This is a genomic window from Stenotrophomonas sp. FR012 (assembly GCF_047520565.2).
Taxonomy (GTDB): domain Bacteria; phylum Pseudomonadota; class Gammaproteobacteria; order Xanthomonadales; family Xanthomonadaceae; genus Stenotrophomonas; species Stenotrophomonas sepilia.
Genome location: NZ_JAXBQL020000018.1, coordinates 24,194 through 43,026 on the forward strand (window position 1 = coordinate 24,194; position 18,833 = coordinate 43,026).

An 18,833-nucleotide genomic window follows, 5' to 3' on the forward strand; every position below is an offset into this window, starting at 1 on the left:
CCCTGATTTTATTGTGAATGCATTCATGTTTCGGGGACTGGTGCGCTGGGGGAGTTTGCGCCGCCCGGACGTTGAACTCCTGACCCGTGTGTTGCGGGTGGAGAGAGAACGCATGAAACATTCGAAGTTGAGCCTGGCCCTGGCCGGGCTGATGGGCGTCACCGCCATGGCGGCGGTTGATGACGTCATGGCAATGAATTATCACGTGCGGGACGATCGCGTCTTCCTCAGCGGCGGCGTCACCGTTGCTGACGTGGTGGCGCTGCCCGCGCTGCTGGCCAAGGCACAGGCTGAAGGCCGTCCGATCCGCGAAGTCGTGCTGCGCACATCCAATGGTGGCGCGCTGATCGCCGGCGAGTGGCTGCAGGCGGTGATCCGCACCCAGGGCCTGGACACCATCGTGTCCGGCCACTGCATCTCGTCCTGCTCGATCATGCAGTCCGGTGGCGTCAACCGTTACCTCGGCGGCGATCTGCCACTGGTCGACTCGGTGCAGATCCACGCCGCCAGCAGTGGCGGCAGGATCACCTATGCGCCGTCAGCGCGCATGACCCAGATCTACACAGGCAACTACGGCGGCGGGATGGATGCGGGCCTGTTGCACAAGGCGATGTATGAAGTGGTTCAACCCAATGGCCTGCTGGTATTCCGCGACCCGGCGCGCACCACGGGTACGTCGGTCACCTTCGATCCGGATGGCAGCGGCAGCAAGCTGGAGTCGTTCCCGGGCCAGGACATCCGCGGCAACAACATCATCAACACGGCAGGCTATCGCGATCCGGGCGACACCCTCCGTGTCACCAGCAACGTCAGCGGCGACATCAACCCGGGCTACCTGCGCACCGCGCGCCAGCTGCAGGCCTTCGTCGACGACGATTTCGCGCGCTGGAACACCGACTGGGCCAGCACCTACATCAACGATGCGGTGAGCCTGTACAACGTCTCCACGCGGGGGGCGAACGGTATCGGCGCGCAGTCGTTGCAGCAGCTGCTCGCCGATCCCGACGTCCAGAATGAACTGCGCGGTCAGCTGCGGCTGGCCGATCTGGATGCCTCAACCCTGGCCAGTTCGGCGGGCGTGATCCGTGTCAGCAATGGCGCTACCTGGCGCACCGCCGAAACCACTGGCGCCGATTTCATTCTGGTGGACAACGGCACCATCGCACTGGAGGGTGGTGCGCTGCGCACCCCCGAGCTGCGCGTGATGCCGGGCAGCATCGTGGTCGGCCATGGTGATATCGCATCGGTCGGCACCGACAGCGATGCGCTGCTGGATGGCACCGGCCCGTCCTACCGCGAAGACGGCTTCAACCGACTGCGCGTGTTCGGCACGTTGATGCCGCGTGGTGGTGATCTGGTGACCCACGGCTACGTCAACATCATGCCCGGCGGGCAGGTGCTGTTCGATGTTACCGAAACCGGTGGTACCGGCAGTGGCCGCCTGCGCGTCGGAAGCTTCTACGATGGCGGCTCCGAGGAGGGCGCGCTGGTGATCGCGCAGGGCGCACATCTGGCGCTGAACGTGGCCCAGGGCTTCTATGCCGGCACCTACCGTCGCGACCTGGTGGAAGGACCGATCTACCAGGGGGGCTTCCAGGATGCCGTGCGGCTGGGCGATGCCGGCTACAGCGCCAGCATCACGGCCGGTGAAGTGTTTCGCCCGCGCCACAATTCGCTGCTCAGCTTCAACGTCAACCAGACCGCCGACGGCCTGTGGCTGACCGCCAACCCGGGCTTCGATCAGCTGGGCCTGTTCGCCAACGGCACCTCCGGCGACGGCCTGGGGCGTGCGCTGGCCGCTGCAGCGGACCGCCAGGACAGCGGCCTGAAGTCGTTGCTCGGCGCGCTGCAGTTCACCGACCGCGATGTGATCGCACAGCAGGCTGGCGCCCTGCGCGGTGATGCGCATGCCAGCCTGCGTCTGGCCGACAATGCACTGATCGGCAGCATCGGCAACGTGGTGCAGCAGCACCAGGCAGCGATGCGCAGTGGCGGCGATGCAGACGGGTTGGCTTCGCAGGCGGCGCAGTCGGTGTCGGCGCAGCCGGGCATGCGCCATGGCAGCCTGTTCAATCAGTTGGCCATGCATCTGGTCGAGCCGGCGGGCGACGGTACTGGCGACAGTAACGTGGCGGGTCGCAGCCGTGGCCTGTGGGCGCGCGGTTTCGCCAGCCATGGCCGCATCGACGCCGACGGTGGTGTGGCCGGCCTGAGCCACACTGTCGGCGGCATCGTGATCGGTGCCGATACCCGCGTGGCCGATGACCGCGTGACCCTCGGCGTGAGCGTGGCCGCCGCCGACATGTCGACCAAGGCCAGCGACGGCTCCGGCTTCAGTGGCGACGTACGCGCGCTGGATGTGGGCGGCTACCTGGATGCGACCTATTCGCGGGGCTACCTGTCGGCGGCCGTGCGCTACACCGACCTGCGGCATGACACCCGCCGCAGTGTCGGCGGCATTGATGGGCTGCAGCAGCCTCTGCGCGCGAAGTACAGCAACGATGCCATCTCGGCACGGGTGGAGCATGCGTTCTCCTTCACCACTGGAAAGGGTCTGGTGATCCAGCCGCTGCTGCCGGTGGTGGACTACGCACGGACCTCGGCCACCCGTTTCAATGAAGGGCAGGGCGCCGGTGCGCTGGTGGGCCGCAGCGGCAGCCTGGAGAGCATTCGTGTGGGTGCCGGCCTGCAGCTGTTCAAGACCTTCGAAGGCAACAACGGTGAGCGCATTACCCCGCGTGCCCGCGTGGTCTGGCAGAAGGAGCTGGGCGATTCGCAGGCGCGCTACAGCACCGGCTTTGCTGCGGCCCCGGACCTGGTGTTTGGTGCCAGCAGCCAGGCCGTGGGCGAGCAGGTGCTGGCCTGGAACGTCGGCGTGACCAGTCGCGCCAGCGAGCGCCTGTCGATCATGGCCGACTACGTGGGTGAGCGCCGCGACGGGCAGATCCAGAACGGCGTGATGCTGGGCCTGGGCTACCAGTTCTAAGGGGTACTCGGTCCCGGCGATATCCGTATCGCCGGGACCATCCCATCAGGGCAGGTGCTGCGGTATGGTCGGCAGGGAATTCCAGCCAGGCCTGTCCATGCAGATCGCCGTTTTCAGTGCCCGCCCCTACGATCGTCGCTTCCTCGACGAGGCCAACCAGCGCGATGCGGCCGGGCAGGGCTTTGCATTCGTGTACTTCGATGCCGCGCTGGACATGCATACCGCCGCACTGGCGCAGGACTGCGCCGCGGCATGCGTGTTCGTCAACGACCGCCTCGACGCGCCGGTTCTGCACGCGTTGCATGCGCTGGGCGTACGCGCCATCCTGCTGCGCTGCGCCGGCTTCAACAATGTGGACCTGGCCACCGCGAAAGCGCTGGAGCTGTTCGTCGCACGGGTGCCGGCCTATTCCCCCGAAGCCGTGGCCGAGCACGCGCTGGCGCTGGTGATGACGCTCAACCGGCAGACCCATCGCGCCTACAATCGCGTGCGCGAGGGCAACTTCATGCTCGATGGCCTGCTCGGCCGCACCCTGCATGGGCGCACGGTCGGCATCGTCGGCACCGGCAAGATCGGCCTGGCCACCGCGCGCATCTTCCACGGCATGGGCTGCACCGTGCTGGGGCATGACCCGTATCCATCGCCGGCCTTCGCCGGCGTGGGCGACATGGTTGGGCTGGATGAACTGCTGGCGCGCGCCGACATCGTGTCGCTGCATTGCCCGCTGACGCCCAATACCCAGCACCTGATCAACGACGCCTCACTGGCGCGGATGAAGACCGGCGCGATGCTGGTCAACACCTCGCGCGGCGCGCTGGTCGATACCCATGCGGTGATCCGCGCGCTGAAGTCGCGGCGGCTGGGTCATCTGGCCATCGACGTCTACGAGCAGGAAAGCGCGCTGTTCTTCCAGGACCTGTCCGGCGAGATCATCGACGACGAGGCCTTCCAGCGCCTGATGACCTTCCCCAACGTGCTGGTGACCGGCCACCAGGGCTTCTTCACCGTAGAGGCGCTGCAGGAGATCTCGGCAATCACGCTGGGGAACCTGCGGGATTTCGCCGAGGGGCGGGTGTGTGCGAACCGGGTGGAGACATCGCTGAGATGATTGGAAGTCATGAGGGGTGTGCGTTTTCATACCTATCATTGAGGGGCGCAGATGAAACGCTTAGTCACCTTGAAAGTTGGGCTGCTGTTTCCATTGCTGATGGCGGGCGGCTGTGCAGCGGAGGAGTCCCGAGGCGAGAAGGGGTGGGAAGGGCTAGAACGATGCGTGACAACAATCGAGACTTACGTTCAAGAGACGAGGGGATGGAAACGGGAGATGTATCGGATTGCGGAGGAGTCTTCCGGCACCGCAGATATTGGCTTCTCGGTCCAGCACGTCCATGACAGGGTTCTGCTGCCAGAAGGTGGACTGAAGTCATTTCATGTTGATCTCGACCAGCGATGTTCCAAGGTCATCCGTGAAAGCCACTATCAGTAGCTGGTAGCGGCTTGTTGGCCCATGAAGAGGGTAGATGCGCGGCCATTGACCGCATGTTGCTTGTAGTCCTACAATGCCCAGCTAGGCCGGAATAGCTCAGTTGGTAGAGCGGCGCATTCGTAATGCGTAGGTCGCAGGTTCGACTCCTGTTTCCGGCACCAGTTGCAATGAAAAGCCCCGGCCTTGGTTGGGGCTTTTTGTTTGCGCCCGCGGGTGATCCTTGGATGGCCACCTCACTGAAGGCTGCAAGCCTTCATCAACGCCTCGTCATCCCTGCATCCCGCGCCAGCCACCATGCCAGCTGCCGGAGATAACCACCCGCGGCTCCAGCCGATGCACCGATCATCAGGCGTGCAAGCACTCTGATCCCGCGCGCGGCCCGCTCCCGCACCCAAGGCAGTACCGCCACCACCTGCGCACCCAGCAACAGCATCAGCACGTCCAGCCCCAGCGCATCCACCACCGGCAACAACGGCAGCCGATCCGGATTGCAGGCCAGCACGATCACCAGTGCAGCACCCAGCACGGCCATCAGGCGGCGCCCGGCGGGCAGGGTGGTCCAGTGCAGCAGTCGGCTGATCAGGCGCATGGGATTCCCTGTGTCACGTGTGCGAGTCCTCATCAGGCCCGATCGGTCGCACCGGCTGCCGCAGCACGGTTTTCAACCGCGCTGCGTCGGTCCTGCGCGGGTCGCTCAGGTAGATCTCATGATGGGGGCCGGCAAAGGTGTATCCCAGTGCGGGCATCACTTCGTCATGCAGCTGCGCCAGGACGGGTCCCTCGTCGTCGTAGGCGCCCACGTGCAAGGTCTGCAGGCTGGGGCCCTCGGCAAGGAGTTCATGGCGAAGGCTGGGCGGCGCCTCTCCCAGCTTCGCGCGCGCCTTGCTGATCGCGGCCTGCCACTGTGCAGGGCCGATGCCCTCGGGCGTGCGGATCATTACGGTCCAGGCCCACTCATCCTTGCGCCGCGCGAGGAAGCTGGCCGGGTCCTCGGCACTCCACAGCGCCTCCAGCGGTGGCACCACGTAGTCGCGCCCTTCGGCCTTCAGCGCGAACTTCAGTGCATAGCTCACCGAATACAGCCACTGCACGGCCTGCAGGTAGGCGGGGGCCGTGTTCGGGTCGCCGCGACCATCGACCATCACGTAGGGAATGGGCGGTACATCCACGCGTACGAACCTGCCGGCGGGCGGTTGATAGAGCGCCCGGTCGCGCTTCTTGAAGTCGATCTTGTCCACGGGCCTTCCTCCTGCGCCGAGCATCCCACGCCAGGCACCCGCCAGCACGCCTGAACAGGTTCAGGTGACTTTGCCGAACGAGGGCGGACTGCCGGCCAGCACCTGATGCCAGGATGCCGCCCGCGGGCGTCCTGCCCGCCGCGCGTGCGCGGTGCGACAACGTGTCGCAGCCAGAATCGGGCCTTTCCTGCGCTCGATCAATGTCAATGCCTTTCTTAAATGGTGGGTGACGGCCTAAAATTGAAAGGCTGACTCGACCCCACCTCCCTGCCTGTCTTCCGGACCGGTGGGACCGGCTTTGGCCGGAACAGGCAGGGACGGGGAACGGCATTCCCTCGCAATTGGATCGACCGATGATTCCGTTGAAAACCCTTGGGCGCTGGTTGCGCCCGGGCCTGCTGCTGTCGTTGCTGGTGATGCTCACCGGCTGCGATGCCGTGGCCATCCTCAGTCCGAAGGGCCAGATCGGCCAGGATGAGAAGACCCTGCTGATCACGGCCACCGTGCTCATGCTGCTGGTCGTCATCCCGGTCATCATCATGACCCTGACGTTCGCGTGGAAGTATCGCGCCTCCAACACCAAGGCCCGTTACGAGCCGAAGTGGTCCCACTCGACGGCGATCGAGGTGGTGGTGTGGTCCATTCCCTGCATGATCGTGCTGGTGCTGGCGGTCCTGACCTGGCGTTCGTCGCACGCACTGGACCCGTATCGTCCGCTGGATTCGGACGTCAAGCCGGTCACCATCGAGGCGATCTCGCTGGACTGGAAATGGCTGTTCATCTATCCGGAAGAGAAGGTGGCGGTCGTCAACGAAATCAAGTTCCCGGTCAACACGCCGCTGAACTTCAAGATCACGTCCGATTCGGTGATGAATGCCTTCTTCATCCCGCACCTGGGCAGCATGATCTACTCGATGGCTGCGATGGAGACCAAGCTCCACCTGATCGCCAACGAGACCGGTGAATTCCCGGGCATGTCCTCGCACTACAGCGGCGCGGGCTTCGCCAAGATGCACTTCACCGCCTACTCGGTCACCGATGCCGAGTACCGCCAGTGGCTGGACCAGGTCCGCGCCGGCGAGCAGACCCTGGACAAGGCCTCGTTCAAGGCCCTGGGTGAAGCGCGCAACGCCGAGTGGTATCCGGTCACTTACTTCGGCAAGACCGAAGAAGGCCTGTTCGACTGGGTCATCGCCAAGCACATGGGCGACAACAAGCATTACGGCATGAAGCACTCGCATGCCGGTGCCGCCGCTGCCGATGCCGCCACCCATGAAGCGCACGAGGGCCATGCCCCGAGTGACGCGCATGATTCCAAGGAATCGGGTGAAAACCTGGATGCCACCGAACACGAACACGCAGGCCATGCCGGCCACGCGGGTTCGGGAGAATGAACATGTTGGGAAAACTCTCTCTTGAGTCGATCCCCCACGATCCGATCGTGCTGACCACCCTGGTCGGCGCGGTTCTTGGTGGCCTGGGCGTCGTCGCCCTGATCACCAAGTTCAAGCTGTGGGGCTATCTGTGGAAGGAGTGGTTCACTTCGGTGGATCACAAGAAGATCGGCGTGATGTACCTCATCGTCGCCTTCGTCATGCTGCTGCGCGGTTTCTCCGACGCCATCATGATGCGTACCCAGCAGGCCATCGCCGTCGGTGGTTCCGAGGGTTACCTGCCGCCGCACCACTACGACCAGATCTTCACCGCCCACGGCGTGATCATGATCTTCTTCGTGGCGATGCCGCTGATCACCGGCCTGATGAACCTGGCCGTGCCGCTGCAGATCGGTGCGCGCGACGTCGCGTTCCCGTTCGTCAACTCGCTCAGCTTCTGGCTGTTCGTGGCGGGCGCGGTGCTGATCATGCTGTCGCTGTGGATCGGTGAGTTCGCTGCCACCGGCTGGCTGGCGTTCCCGCCGTTGTCGGGCATCGAATACAGTCCAAGCGTCGGCATGGACTATTACATCTGGGGCCTACAGGTGGCGGGTTTGGGTACCACGCTCAGTGGTATCAACTTCTTCATCACCATCCTCAAGATGCGCACCCCGAGCATGAAGCTGATGCAGATGCCGGTGTTCACCTGGACCGCCCTGGTGACCAACGTGCTGATCGTCGCGGCCTTCCCGGTGCTGACCATCACCCTGGTGCTGCTGACCCTGGACCGTTACCTGGGTACGCACTTCTTCACCAATGACGGTGGCGGCAACGCCATGCTGTACATCAACCTGATCTGGATCTGGGGTCACCCGGAGGTGTACATCCTGGTCCTGCCGGCGTTCGGTGTGTTCTCCGAAGTCATCGCGACCTTCTCGCGCAAGGCGCTGTTCGGCTACAAGGGCATGGTCTACGCCACCGCCTGCATCGGCGTGCTGTCGTTCATCGTGTGGCTGCACCACTTCTTCACCATGGGTTCGGGTGCCAACGTCAATGCCTTCTTCGGCATCACGACGATGATCATCTCGATCCCGACCGGCGTGAAGATCTTCAACTGGCTGTTCACCATGTTCCGCGGTCGCGTGCACTTCACCACCCCGGTGCTGTGGACCATCGGCTTCATGGTCACCTTCGTCATCGGCGGCATGACCGGCGTGATGCTGGCGATCCCGGCCATCGACTTCGTGCTGCACAACAGCCTGTTCCTGATCGCCCACTTCCACAACGTCATCATCGGCGGCGTGGTGTTCGGCATGTTCGCCGGCATCACCTACTGGTGGCCGAAGATGTTCGGCTTCCGCCTCAATGAGTTCTGGGGCAAGTGCGCGTTCTGGTGCTGGTTCATCGGCTTCTACGTGACCTTCATGCCGATGTACGTGCTGGGCTTCATGGGCATGACCCGTCGCCTGCAGAGCACGGTGAACCCGGCCTACGAGCCGTTGCTGCTGGTTGCCGCCTGCGGCGCGTTCATCGTCGGCGCCGGCATCCTGTGCCAGATCATCCAGGTGGCCGTGTCGATCCGCGACCGCAAGAAGACCGTCGACCTGACCGGCGACCCGTGGGATGCCCGTACGCTGGAGTGGGAAACCTCCTCGCCGCCGGCCTTCTACAACTTCGCGACGCTGCCCGAAGTCACCGAGCTGGACGATTTCTGGGAGCGCAAGCAGCGGGGTGAAGCCTGGCCGAAGCCGGCCAAGTACACCGACATCCACATGCCGCGCAACACCGGCACGGGCGTTGTCATCGGTGCCTTCAGCCTGGTGTTCGGCTTCGCGATGATCTGGCACATCTGGTGGCTGGCCAGCGTCGGCTTCGTCGGCATGATCGCCACGTTCATCTACCGCACCTTCGACCAGGACGTGGACTACTGGGTCCCGGCCGCCGAGGTGGAACGCATCGAGAACGAACACCGCAAGCACCTGGAAGCCCAGGGCCTGGTGAAGTCGGAGCTGAAGGCATGAGCACCAATACCTCGACCCTGAGCCACGGGCACGCCGCGCATGCGGCGGCCCATGGCCATGACGACCACGAGCACCACGATACCGGCGGCAACACCGTCTTCGGTTTCTGGGTGTACCTGATGAGCGACTGCCTCATCTTCGCCTCGCTGTTCGCCACCTACGTGGTGCTGGCAGGCGGTACCGATGGCGGTCCCACCGCGAAGGACCTGTTCGAGCTGCCGTTCGTGGCGTGGGAAACCGCGCTGCTGCTGACCTCGTCGCTGACCTTCGGCCTGGGCATGATTGCCATGCACCGCAAGCAGATGGGCCAGATGTACCTGTGGCTGGGCATCACCTGGCTGCTGGGCTTCGGCTTCATGTGCATGGAAGTGTGGGAGTTCCAGCACCTGATCCATCAGGGCTACGGTCCGGACCGCAGTGCCTTCCTGTCGGCGTTCTTCGCCCTGGTCGGTACCCACGGCCTGCACGTCAGCGCCGGCCTGCTGTGGCTGCTGGTGATGTTCGTGCAGCTGAAGAAGTACGGCCTGACCCCGACCAACAAGACCCGCATGGCGTGCCTGAGCCTGTTCTGGCACTTCCTGGACCTGATCTGGATCGGCGTGTTCTCCGTCGTCTACCTCAATGGAGCGCTGTAATGGCACATGACAACCATGCACACGACCACGGCACCGGCGGCGAAAGCCACGGCAGCGTGAAGTCGTACCTGATCGGCTTCGTGCTGGCGGTGGTGCTGACCGTCATCCCGTTCTGGATGGTGATGTCGGGCGATTTCTCGCGCACCGTCAACGGTGTGGTGATCGCAGTCACTGCGGTGCTGCAGATGCTGGTCCACCTGGTGTTCTTCCTGCACCTGGATCGCTCTTCGGAAAGTCGCTGGAACGTCAACGCTGCGGCCTTCACCGTCGTGGTGATCGGCATCATCGTGATCGGCACCCTGTGGGTCATGCACAACATGAACGTGCACATGATGCACTGACGTCCTCGCGACGTTGCCACGCAGAAAGGCCGCCCTCGGGCGGCCTTTCTGTTGGCGGATGGCGGGGTCGGATCCCTGTCCGCAGGGCAGGGCTCTGACCCCGGGGGCCGGGTAGATCCACGCCATGCGTGGATGGAGTTGCGTGGATGGGGTCAGAGCCCATGCCTGCGGCAAGGGCTCTGACCCCGAAACCGGGGCCTCACCCCACCCGGCGCAGGAACTCTTCGGCCTCCATCGGCCGGCCCAGATGGTAGCCCTGCAGCTGGTCGCAGCCGAGCTCGCTCAGGTACTCGCGCTGCGCCTGGGTCTCCACGCCCTCGGCCACCACCTGCAGCTGCAGGGTGCGGCCCAGCGCGATGATCGACGAGACAATGGCGGCGTCCTCGTCATTGCGTTCCAGGTCGTGCACGAACGCACGGTCGATCTTCAGTTCGGTGGCTGGCATCCGCTTGAGGTAGAGCAGGCTGGAATAGCCGGTACCGAAATCATCGATGGCGATGTGCACGCCCATTGCGGTCAGGTCGCTGAGGATCGCCAAGCTGGCATCGACGTCCTTCATCGCCGTGGTTTCGGTGATCTCCAGGGTCAGCCGTGCCGGTTCGATCCGGTGCCGCTCCAGCACCTTGCGCACGCTGTCCAGCAGTGCCGGCGAGGCAAACTGCAACGGCGAGAGATTCACTGCCATGGTCCATTCCGCATGCCCGGCATCGTGCCATGCCCGCAGTTGCGCGCAGGCCCGGTCCAGTACCCAGTCACCGATCGGCAGGATAAGGCCGCTGCGTTCGGCGATCGGAATGAAGACATCCGGTGCCAGCAGCCCCAACTCCGGGTGCTGCCAGCGCAGCAGCGCCTCGGCCCCGGTGGCCGGTGCGCCCGCGGCCGGAAATTTGGGCTGGTAATGCAGGATCAGTTCGTTGCGGGCGATGGCCTTGCGCAGGTCCTGCAGCAGGCGCAGCTGGCGATTGGCACTGAGCTGCATCGAGGGGGTGAAGAAGGTGTAGCCGTTCCGCCCGGTCTCCTTGGTGTGGTACATCGCCGCATCGGCGTGCGCCATCAGCTCGCGCTCGTTGCTGGCGTCATCCGGATACAGGGCGATGCCCAGGCTGGCGCTGACCTGCAGTTCGGCCGCATCCAGCGTGAACGGCTCACCGGCGGCGGCAATGATGCGCTCGGCCACCACGACCGCATCGTCGGGAATATCGATGGCCAGCACGATCACGAACTCGTCGCCGCCGAGGCGGGCGAACGTGTCCTGCGGGCGCAGCAGGCCGCCGATGCGCTGCGCCACCGCCACCAGCAGGCGGTCGCCAAGCTGGTGGCCATAGGCATCATTGACCGCCTTGAAACCATCCAGGTCGCAGAACATCACCGCCACCGCATGATTGCGGCGCCGCGCCTTCTCGATGGCCTGCTCGATGCGGTCCTGCAGCAGCATGCGGTTGGGCAGCTGGGTCAAGGGATCATGCAGCGCCGCCTGGATCAGCTTGTCGTTGGCGTGCGCCAGCGAATCGGCCAGCAGCCCGGTGCGCACGCGCATCTGCCGGTCGAACAGCGAGGCCACCAGGGCGATGCCCAGCGTGGCCACGGTGGTGACGATCACCAGCACGGCCAGCCAGCGCGTGTCGATGCCGCCACTGCCGACGGCGCCACAGATGCTGCCTTCGGGGAAGCGCGCCGCCGCCATCCCGGTGTAATGCATGCCGACGATGGCCAGGCCCATCACCAGCGATGCGAGCACGCGCAGGAGCAGGGTGTGGCGCTGCTCGGCGCGCAGGCGGAAGGCGATCCACAGGGCGGCGCCAGCGGCACCGATGGCCACCGCGATGGAGGCGGCAAACCAGCCCGGGTGGTAGTCGATGCCGGGCTGCATGCGCATCGCAGCCATGCCCAGGTAGTGCATGGCTGCGATGCCCAGGCCCATCAGCACGGCACCGGCCAGCAGCCGACGCCACGGCAGGGTGGGGCGCGACACCAGCCACAGCGCATAGGCGGAGGCGCCGATCGAGACCGCCAGCGAGTACAGGGTGATGCCGAGGTCGTAGCCCAGCGCAATCGGCAGGTCGAAGGCAAGCATGCCGATGAAGTGCATCGACCAGATGCCCAGGCCCATCGCCGCCGCACCCCCCGCCAGCCACCAGCGGGCCACGCGGCCCTCGGCGGTGGCAAGGCGCCCGGCCATGTCCAGCGCCGTGTACGAAGCAAGAATGGCCACCAGCAGGGAGATGATGACCAGGCTCTGACTGTAACTGCCAGTCATGTTGAATCCAGTGGGGGAGGAAGGGGGCGCCCGCAAGGCCCACGCCCGCGACCCCTATCGGCGCGGGTGGGCAGGACTTGAGCGGTCGCAGCAGCTGCGACCGGGCTCGGCTATCCTGCCACGCCTGTTCCCGTTGCTGGAAATCACCCGATGGCCAAAGCCCGCACCGCCTACGTCTGCAATGAATGCGGCGCCGAATTCAGCAAATGGCAGGGCCAGTGCACGGAGTGCAACGCCTGGAACTCGCTGTCTGAAATCGTGCTGGAGAGCGCGGCGGCGGCCAAGGCACCGGCGTCGCGGCGGGCGGGCTGGGCCGGCAAGATCGATCCGCCGAAGATCACCGCGCTGAAGGACGTGGAGCAGACCGAGCATCGCCGGGTCTCCACTGGCATCGGCGAGTTCGACCGCGTGCTGGGTGGTGGCCTGGTCGAAGGCGCGGTGGTGCTGGTGGGCGGCGACCCGGGTATCGGCAAGTCGACGCTGCTGCTGCAGGCGGTGGCGAAGATGGCGGCCGAACTGCCGGTGCTGTACGTCACCGGTGAAGAGTCGCTGGCCCAGGTGGCCGGCCGCGCGCACCGCCTGGAGCTGCCACTGGACGGGGTCAACGCGCTGGCCGAGACCGGGGTCGAGTCGATCCTGCAGCATGCCTCCAGGGCTGGGCCGCGGCTGATCGTGGCCGATTCGGTGCAGACCCTGTGGACCGAGAGCCTGACCGCTGCGCCGGGTTCGGTCAGCCAGGTGCGCGAGAGTGCGGCGCGGCTGGTGCGGTTCGCCAAGGAGACCGGCACTGCCGTGTTCCTGGTCGGCCACGTGACCAAGGAGGGTGGCATCGCCGGCCCGCGCGTGCTGGAACACATGGTCGACGCGGTGCTGTACTTCGAGGGCGAGAGCGGCAGCCGCTTCCGCCTGTTGCGCGCGTTCAAGAACCGCTTCGGTGCGGTCAACGAGCTGGGTGTGTTCGCGATGGGCGACAAGGGCCTGAAGGAGGTCTCCAACCCTTCGGCGATCTTCCTCTCCGGCGGCAGCACCCACCAGCCGGGCAGCTGCGTGATGGTCACCCGCGAGGGCACACGGCCGCTGCTGGTGGAGGTACAGGCGCTGGTCGATGCATCGCCGCTGTCGAACCCGCGCCGTGTCGCGGTCGGCCTGGAGCAGAACCGCCTGGCGATGCTGCTGGCGGTGCTGCATCGCCATGGCGGCGTACTGGTCGGCGACCAGGACGTGTTCGTCAATGTGGTCGGTGGCATCCGCGTGCAGGAGACTGCCGCCGATCTGCCGGTGCTGCTGGCGGTGTTGTCGTCGCTGCAGGATCGGCCGCTGGCGGAGAAGACCATCGCCTTCGGTGAAGTGGGCCTGTCCGGCGAGATCCGCCCGGTGCCCAATGGCGAAGACCGCCTGCGCGAGGCCGCCACCCATGGTTTCAAGCGCGCCATCGTGCCTAAGGCCAATGCGCCCAAGGGCGGTTCGGTGAAAGGCATGGAGGTGATCGCGGTGGAACGCCTGTCCGAGGCCATCGACGCGGCGTGATGCCGGCCCTGTAGAGCCGAGCCCACGCTCGGCTGCTTTCTGTGGAGTCGAGCCATGCTCGACTGGTGGTCGAACAGCAGCCGAGCATGGGCTCGGCTCTACAAGTGTCCAATGCAGTAACGGTCAGCTTCACTGTGCTAGTTTTTCCCGCTCGACGAAGACGCCCTCTGGTGTCTTTCCGTGCTCAGGAGTAAACGATTACATGCAGGACACCGCACTCACCGCCCCCAACGCCGAGATCCGTCGTGCCGGGGTCGATCTCAATGGACTGATGACGGTGCTGGGCAAGCACCTGTATTCCACCCCGGTGGTGGCGCTGCGTGAGCTGGTACAGAACGCGCATGACTCGATCATCCGCCGCCGCATCGAGCAGCCCGGCGTTGACGTGCCTTCGCGCATTTCGGTGCAGGTTGATGCCGGTGCCGGCGTGCTGCGCATCACCGATACTGGGGCCGGCCTGACCCGCCAGGAGATCCACGATTACCTGGCCACCGTCGGCGTCGGCTACACCCGTGGCCTGCGCCAGGGCGGAGAGGACGATGAAGGGCTGATCGGCATGTTCGGCCTCGGCTTCCTGTCGGCCTTCGTGCTGGCGCGCCGGGTCAGCGTGCGCACCACCTCGTACCAGACGCCGGATCTGGGCCATCTGTACGTGTCCAGCAACGCCGAGCAATACACCGTCAGCGAAGTGCCTGCACGCGCGGTGGGCACTGAGGTGGAGCTGGAGCTGCATCCGGACTTCCTGCCGCTGGCCAACGAGGCGCGCCTGCATGAGGTGCTGGGCCGCTACTGCGCGTTGCTGTCCGAGCCGATCTTCATCGGTGCTGCGGGCGAGGCGCTCAATCCCGAGCCGCCGCCGTGGCGCGGCCAGGGGGAGGTCGCCGTGCATCCGGTGCAGGCGCGTCGGCAGGCGCTGCAGTTCGCCGCGCGGTTCGAGCACGATTTCGAACCGATCGTCACCGTGCCGCTGCGCGCCGATGGCAATAGCGATGCCACTGGCCTGCTGTGGGTGCAGGATGGCGCCACCTATGGCACCAGCGACAACCGCAACCTGTCGGTGTTCGTGCGTGGGATGCTGCTGGATGACGACGCGCGCGACCTGTTGCCGCCGTGGGCCGGATTCATCGGCGGAGTGATCGAATCCTCGCGGTTGACGCCCACCGCCAGCCGCGAAGACCTGCAGCGCGATGACCAGTACCGCGCGGTGCAGCATGCACTGCTGGAGGCGCTGATCGACGGCCTGGCCGACGTTGCGAAGCAGCAACCGGAAGCCTGGCGGCGCGTGCTGACCCGCCACAACGAGGCCCTGCTGGGTGCGGCACTGTGCGATGAGCGACTGTTCGAACTGCTGATGGAGCATGTGCGGGTACCGACCTCGCAGGGCGACCTGCCGGCCAGTGCGCTGCCGGCGCGCGGTGCCGTGCATGTCATCCTCGACAACGGCGGCGGCTTTGAAGAGATGCTGTTCCGTGCGATGGGCGTACCGGTCGCGCATGGCCATCGCTACGCGGTGGTGCCGTTCCTGCGGCGCTGGGCCCAGGCCAAGGGCTTGCGCCTGGTCGAGCTCGGCACCGAGCAGGGCAACCGCGCACTGTTCCGCAGTGATGACAGCCTCGACGAGGCGCAGCTGGCGTGGCTGCGCGAACAACTGGGCGACGGCGAGCAGCTGCTGCCCGCGCGTTTCAGCCCGGAGGCGCTGCCGGTGGTGGTGGTGCCCGACCGCGAGGCCGAGCTGAAGCAGCGGCTGGAAGACGACGAGAACGACAAGCGCGTCTCGATGGCCGCGCTGCGCCTGGCGCGCCAGTTCACCGCGCGCATCGAATCGCGCGCACCGTCGCGGCTGTATCTCAATCTCGACAACCCGGCGGTGCAGGCACTGCTGCGCGCCCAGCGCGAGGGCCACCCACAGGCCGAGGCTGCGGCGCGCCTGCTGCGCTCGCTGAAAGTCATCGTCGCCGCGCAGGGCCGCCCGCTGGCACGCGCGACCGCTACGCCGGGCCCGGATCTCAATGGTGCCTTCACCGATATCGCCGGTGCCCTGCAGCAGATGCTGCGCTGAGCACCGCACCCTCTCATCCAGCCTTCGCTAGACAGGAGCAATTATCCCCATGGACATCTGGAACTGGGTCGAAAAGCTGCAGGGTGACCTGCGCCAGGCCGGCCAAGCGCAGAACGCGCACCTGCTGAACCGTCTCGCCGATGAGGTCAGTGAACTGCAGATCGACCGCGTCGATGCCCTGCTGCCCGAAGCACGCGCCTTGGGCAAGGCGCTGGACAACCCTTGGGTTGACGTCTATGTCGGCCACTGGGCGCTGCGCAACCGCGTCGGCAACCGCGTGGAAGGCGAGAGCGCACTCGGCGAAGCCGTAGCGCTGTTCGAGCGCGCGCACCGCGAGGACACCCTGGAATGCCCGCAGTCGATCTGCGTGACCCAGGACCTGGCCGCCTGCTACGGCAACATCGATGGCCCGGGCTGGGTGCCCGAGCGCATCGAGGTCTGCGACGAAACCCTTGGCCGCATCGATCCGAGCTGGGCCTGTTTCCAGTGCCTGAGCTGCGAGAAGGCCGATGCGCTGCTCGATGATGGCCGTGGCCAGGAGGCGCTGGATTACCTGCAGGTGCAAGCCGATGCCGTGGAAGCCTGTGGCAAGGAAGTGTTCGACAGCTTCCCCGAGATGCAGATCAAGATCCTGCTCGCTGTAGGCCGCGCCGACGAGGCACTGGCGCTGATCGAGAAGCGCGAGGCCGAAGTGGCAGCCTCCGGGGAGTACGAACCGGCCAACTGCACGGTGCCGCGTCGCTTGTCCAAGGCCTGGGCGCTGGCCCAGCTAGGCCGCGACGAAGAGGCGTTGCAGCAGCTGGTGCCGTGGAGCGAGCTGACCCCGAACTACTGGCGGCTGTGGGCAAACACCGCCGCAGCACTGTGCCAGCGTGATCCCGCGCGCAATACGTGGGATCTGGGCACGCGCTTCAACACCATCATCGAGCACTTCGCACGGGTCGGTTCGCACCGCCTGCTGATCGAAGTCGCGGCGCTGAGCCTGGAGCTGGCGCTGCAGCGTGGCGCGCGCTGGGTCGCACTGCGGCAGCTGGAACTGGCCCGCACCCATCTGGCGCAGCTGCGCCAGGATCGGGGTGCTGCGGCGCTGGTGGCAGGCCTGGCCGCGCGCATCGAGGCATTGCCGGACGTCGCGCCGCTGCCGGTGCCGGCGGGCGAGCTGCTGGCATGGCTGGACGCGCAGGGCGAACAGAACCAGTCGCGCGATCCCGAGCGCGAAGCGCAGTGGTTGCTGCAGGCGCATGCCGAGCTGCCCGATGACGAGGCGCTGGCCGACATGGCTGCCTCCGCGCTGAATGCCTGCGGCGCGCAGGCCGAGGCGCGGTCGCTGCTGTGGCGGTTCGTACGCGGCCATACCCAGCACGATGGCCCCGCGGCCTACACGCTGATGCGCTGGCTGGCCGAACAGGGCGACGACGACGGACTGCGCCAGCTGGCCGATCTGTATCGCGGCAGCGTGCCGGTGTTCGCGCACTGGTGCGAGGTGCAGCGTGCACGCCGCGTGTCCGACTGGCCGGCGCTGGAGCAGGCGGCCCGATCGCTTCTGGAGCTGTCTCCGGGCTCGCACGGCGCGCGCGGCACGCTGGCGCGCATGTACATGGAAACCGGCCGTTTCAGCGAGGCCCAGGCCTGTTATGCACAGCTGGTGGAGCTGCTGGACGAGCCCAATGCCGCGCATTGGGACCACATGAGCGCAGCCAGCGCCGCGCGCGACTGGGACGCCGTGCGCCGCTCGGCGGCGGCGCTTGGCATGGAATTGTCCAGCCAGGACGGCGTGGTAGAGGAGCCGTGGGGCTGGGTGATCATCCGCAGTGAAGAAAACGGCGAGCCGATGGAGTACTACGCCCGTCGCAGCGGTCCGGTGACCGCGCGCATCGTCGAGAACGCGCCGTCCAACCGCGCCCAGCAGGTGGGTGACTGGGTGGTGTTCGATGCCGCGCTGGTGCATCCGGCCCCGGAGGAGGAGGAAGCACGCGAGCATTTCATCCCGACCTATGCGCAGGTGCATGTACTCGAGCGCGGCGGTTTCGCCCGCAGCTGGATGATCGATGGCGCGCACCCGGGCGAAGAGGCCTGGAATGCCTTCGTCGAGGCGGCCGAGGCACAGGGCTGGAAGGTGTGGTCACACAGCCGGCCGGACTACACCGTCACCGACCCCGATGTGGAAGAGGGTACGCTGCCCGGCCTGCTGTTCACCGTGGCCCAGCCGCAGGACCACGCACCGCTGGCACTGCACCGCTTCCTGCAGCAGCACACCGCGACGTGGCCGCATCCGCATTGCTGGCTGCGCCTGGCTGAAGCCTGTGACCAGGATCGCCAGCCGCATCTGGACGTGATCGAGCGTTACGGGTTGTAGGCCGGGTATCGGGTAGTGCCGGCCGCTGGCCGGCAGCACCGGGATATCCTGATGCCGGCCAGCGGCCGGCACCACCTCAGGGACAAATACATGCGAAAGACAGGGATGTTGATGATCGCCGGGCTGCTGCTGGCCCCCGCCGTGCAGGCGTCACCCGCCTGCCAGGAACCAGAGGCGGTGGCCCGCGCCTTCTACCAGGCAACGACGGGCAACGGTGATCTGCTGGAGCCACCCCCGGCCCTGGTCAGCCCTGCCTTCGGCAAGGCACTGCGTGGAGAGCGCGCCTGCCAGCAGCGCGAAGAGGGCATCTGCACCATCGATTCGGATCCGTGGCTGGATGCGCAGGACGGTGACATCGAAACCCCGGTGCGCTACAGCTGGAAGGAGGCTTCGGCCTCCGCCGGCCAGGTCGAGATGCGCTATTCGGTGTGGAAGAAGGCCTACCTGACCCGCTTGCCGATGGTGCGCCACGGGCAGGGATGCTGGCAGGTTGATGACATCGTCACCAACAGTGGTCGTTCGGTGCGGAAGATCCTGGCCCAGCCTTGACGGTA

The 18,833-nt window shown here is 66.0% G+C and carries 14 protein-coding genes and 1 tRNA gene; 12 read left to right on the plus strand and 3 right to left on the minus strand.

Features of this window, described 5'->3' with window-relative positions; all coding sequences use genetic code 11:
- Nucleotides 1–112: 112 nt before the first annotated feature.
- The 4 genes from ACM0O9_RS18810 (at nt 113) to ACM0O9_RS18825 (ending at nt 4,633) form a co-directional block, all read left to right on the plus strand.
- On the plus strand, nt 113–2,986 hold the full coding sequence (locus tag ACM0O9_RS18810) for an autotransporter domain-containing protein (RefSeq protein ID WP_414603929.1): 2,874 nt from the start codon (nt 113–115) through the stop codon (nt 2,984–2,986).
- A gap of 97 nt (nt 2,987–3,083) precedes the next feature.
- A complete protein-coding gene (locus ACM0O9_RS18815; RefSeq protein ID WP_414603930.1) occupies nt 3,084–4,094 on the plus strand; it encodes a 2-hydroxyacid dehydrogenase in 1,011 nt (336 codons plus the stop codon).
- Between the two features lie 51 nt (nt 4,095–4,145).
- Nucleotides 4,146–4,472, plus strand: a complete 327-nt coding sequence (locus ACM0O9_RS18820) for a hypothetical protein (RefSeq protein WP_111201640.1) — start codon at nt 4,146–4,148, stop codon at nt 4,470–4,472.
- A gap of 85 nt (nt 4,473–4,557) precedes the next feature.
- Nucleotides 4,558–4,633 (plus strand) — tRNA-Thr (locus ACM0O9_RS18825).
- Between the two features lie 95 nt (nt 4,634–4,728).
- Here ACM0O9_RS18825 and ACM0O9_RS18830 read toward each other — a convergent pair.
- Both ACM0O9_RS18830 and ACM0O9_RS18835 read right to left on the minus strand, forming a co-directional pair.
- Nucleotides 4,729–5,061: a hypothetical protein gene (locus ACM0O9_RS18830; RefSeq protein ID WP_414603931.1), complete on the minus strand. Its 333-nt coding sequence runs from the start codon at nt 5,059–5,061 to the stop codon at nt 4,729–4,731.
- Between the two features lie 13 nt (nt 5,062–5,074).
- On the minus strand, nt 5,075–5,710 hold the full coding sequence (locus tag ACM0O9_RS18835; protein WP_414603932.1) for a GyrI-like domain-containing protein: 636 nt from the start codon (nt 5,708–5,710) through the stop codon (nt 5,075–5,077).
- A 353-nt stretch (nt 5,711–6,063) separates the two neighbouring features.
- On the opposite strand from ACM0O9_RS18835, the gene cyoA reads away from it, so the two are divergent.
- From cyoA to cyoD, 4 genes are read left to right on the plus strand one after another with little or no spacing between them, the layout of a single operon-like run.
- Nucleotides 6,064–7,104, plus strand: a complete 1,041-nt coding sequence (gene cyoA / locus ACM0O9_RS18840) for a ubiquinol oxidase subunit II (protein WP_005415723.1) — start codon at nt 6,064–6,066, stop codon at nt 7,102–7,104.
- 2 nt (nt 7,105–7,106) lie between these two features.
- Complete coding sequence (gene cyoB, locus ACM0O9_RS18845; protein WP_414603933.1) at nt 7,107–9,104, plus strand: cytochrome o ubiquinol oxidase subunit I; 1,998 nt, start codon at nt 7,107–7,109, stop codon at nt 9,102–9,104.
- Complete coding sequence (cyoC, locus tag ACM0O9_RS18850) at nt 9,101–9,739, plus strand: cytochrome o ubiquinol oxidase subunit III (RefSeq protein ID WP_005408583.1); 639 nt, start codon at nt 9,101–9,103, stop codon at nt 9,737–9,739. The genes cyoB and cyoC overlap by 4 nt, the downstream gene beginning before the upstream one ends.
- Entirely contained in the window at nt 9,739–10,080 is a 342-nt protein-coding gene (gene cyoD / locus ACM0O9_RS18855) for a cytochrome o ubiquinol oxidase subunit IV (protein ID WP_005415725.1), read from the plus strand. The genes cyoC and cyoD overlap by 1 nt, the downstream gene beginning before the upstream one ends.
- Nucleotides 10,081–10,279: 199 nt before the next feature.
- Here the strand turns inward: cyoD and ACM0O9_RS18860 are convergent, their stop codons facing one another.
- A complete protein-coding gene (locus ACM0O9_RS18860) occupies nt 10,280–12,337 on the minus strand; it encodes a putative bifunctional diguanylate cyclase/phosphodiesterase (protein ID WP_414603934.1) in 2,058 nt (685 codons plus the stop codon).
- 150 nt (nt 12,338–12,487) lie between these two features.
- On the opposite strand from ACM0O9_RS18860, the gene radA reads away from it, so the two are divergent.
- The 4 genes from radA (at nt 12,488) to ACM0O9_RS18880 (ending at nt 18,828) form a co-directional block, all read left to right on the plus strand.
- Nucleotides 12,488–13,864 (plus strand): DNA repair protein RadA, encoded by a 1,377-nt coding sequence (gene radA, locus ACM0O9_RS18865; protein ID WP_005408586.1) that lies wholly within the window; start codon nt 12,488–12,490, stop codon nt 13,862–13,864.
- A 202-nt stretch (nt 13,865–14,066) separates the two neighbouring features.
- Nucleotides 14,067–15,923: an ATP-binding protein gene (locus ACM0O9_RS18870; protein WP_065185973.1), complete on the plus strand. Its 1,857-nt coding sequence runs from the start codon at nt 14,067–14,069 to the stop codon at nt 15,921–15,923.
- Between the two features lie 49 nt (nt 15,924–15,972).
- Entirely contained in the window at nt 15,973–18,279 is a 2,307-nt protein-coding gene (locus ACM0O9_RS18875) for a tetratricopeptide repeat protein (protein WP_414603935.1), read from the plus strand.
- 90 nt (nt 18,280–18,369) lie between these two features.
- On the plus strand, nt 18,370–18,828 hold the full coding sequence (locus tag ACM0O9_RS18880) for a YqhG/Tai3 family protein (RefSeq protein ID WP_065196537.1): 459 nt from the start codon (nt 18,370–18,372) through the stop codon (nt 18,826–18,828).
- Nucleotides 18,829–18,833 lie beyond the last annotated feature (5 nt).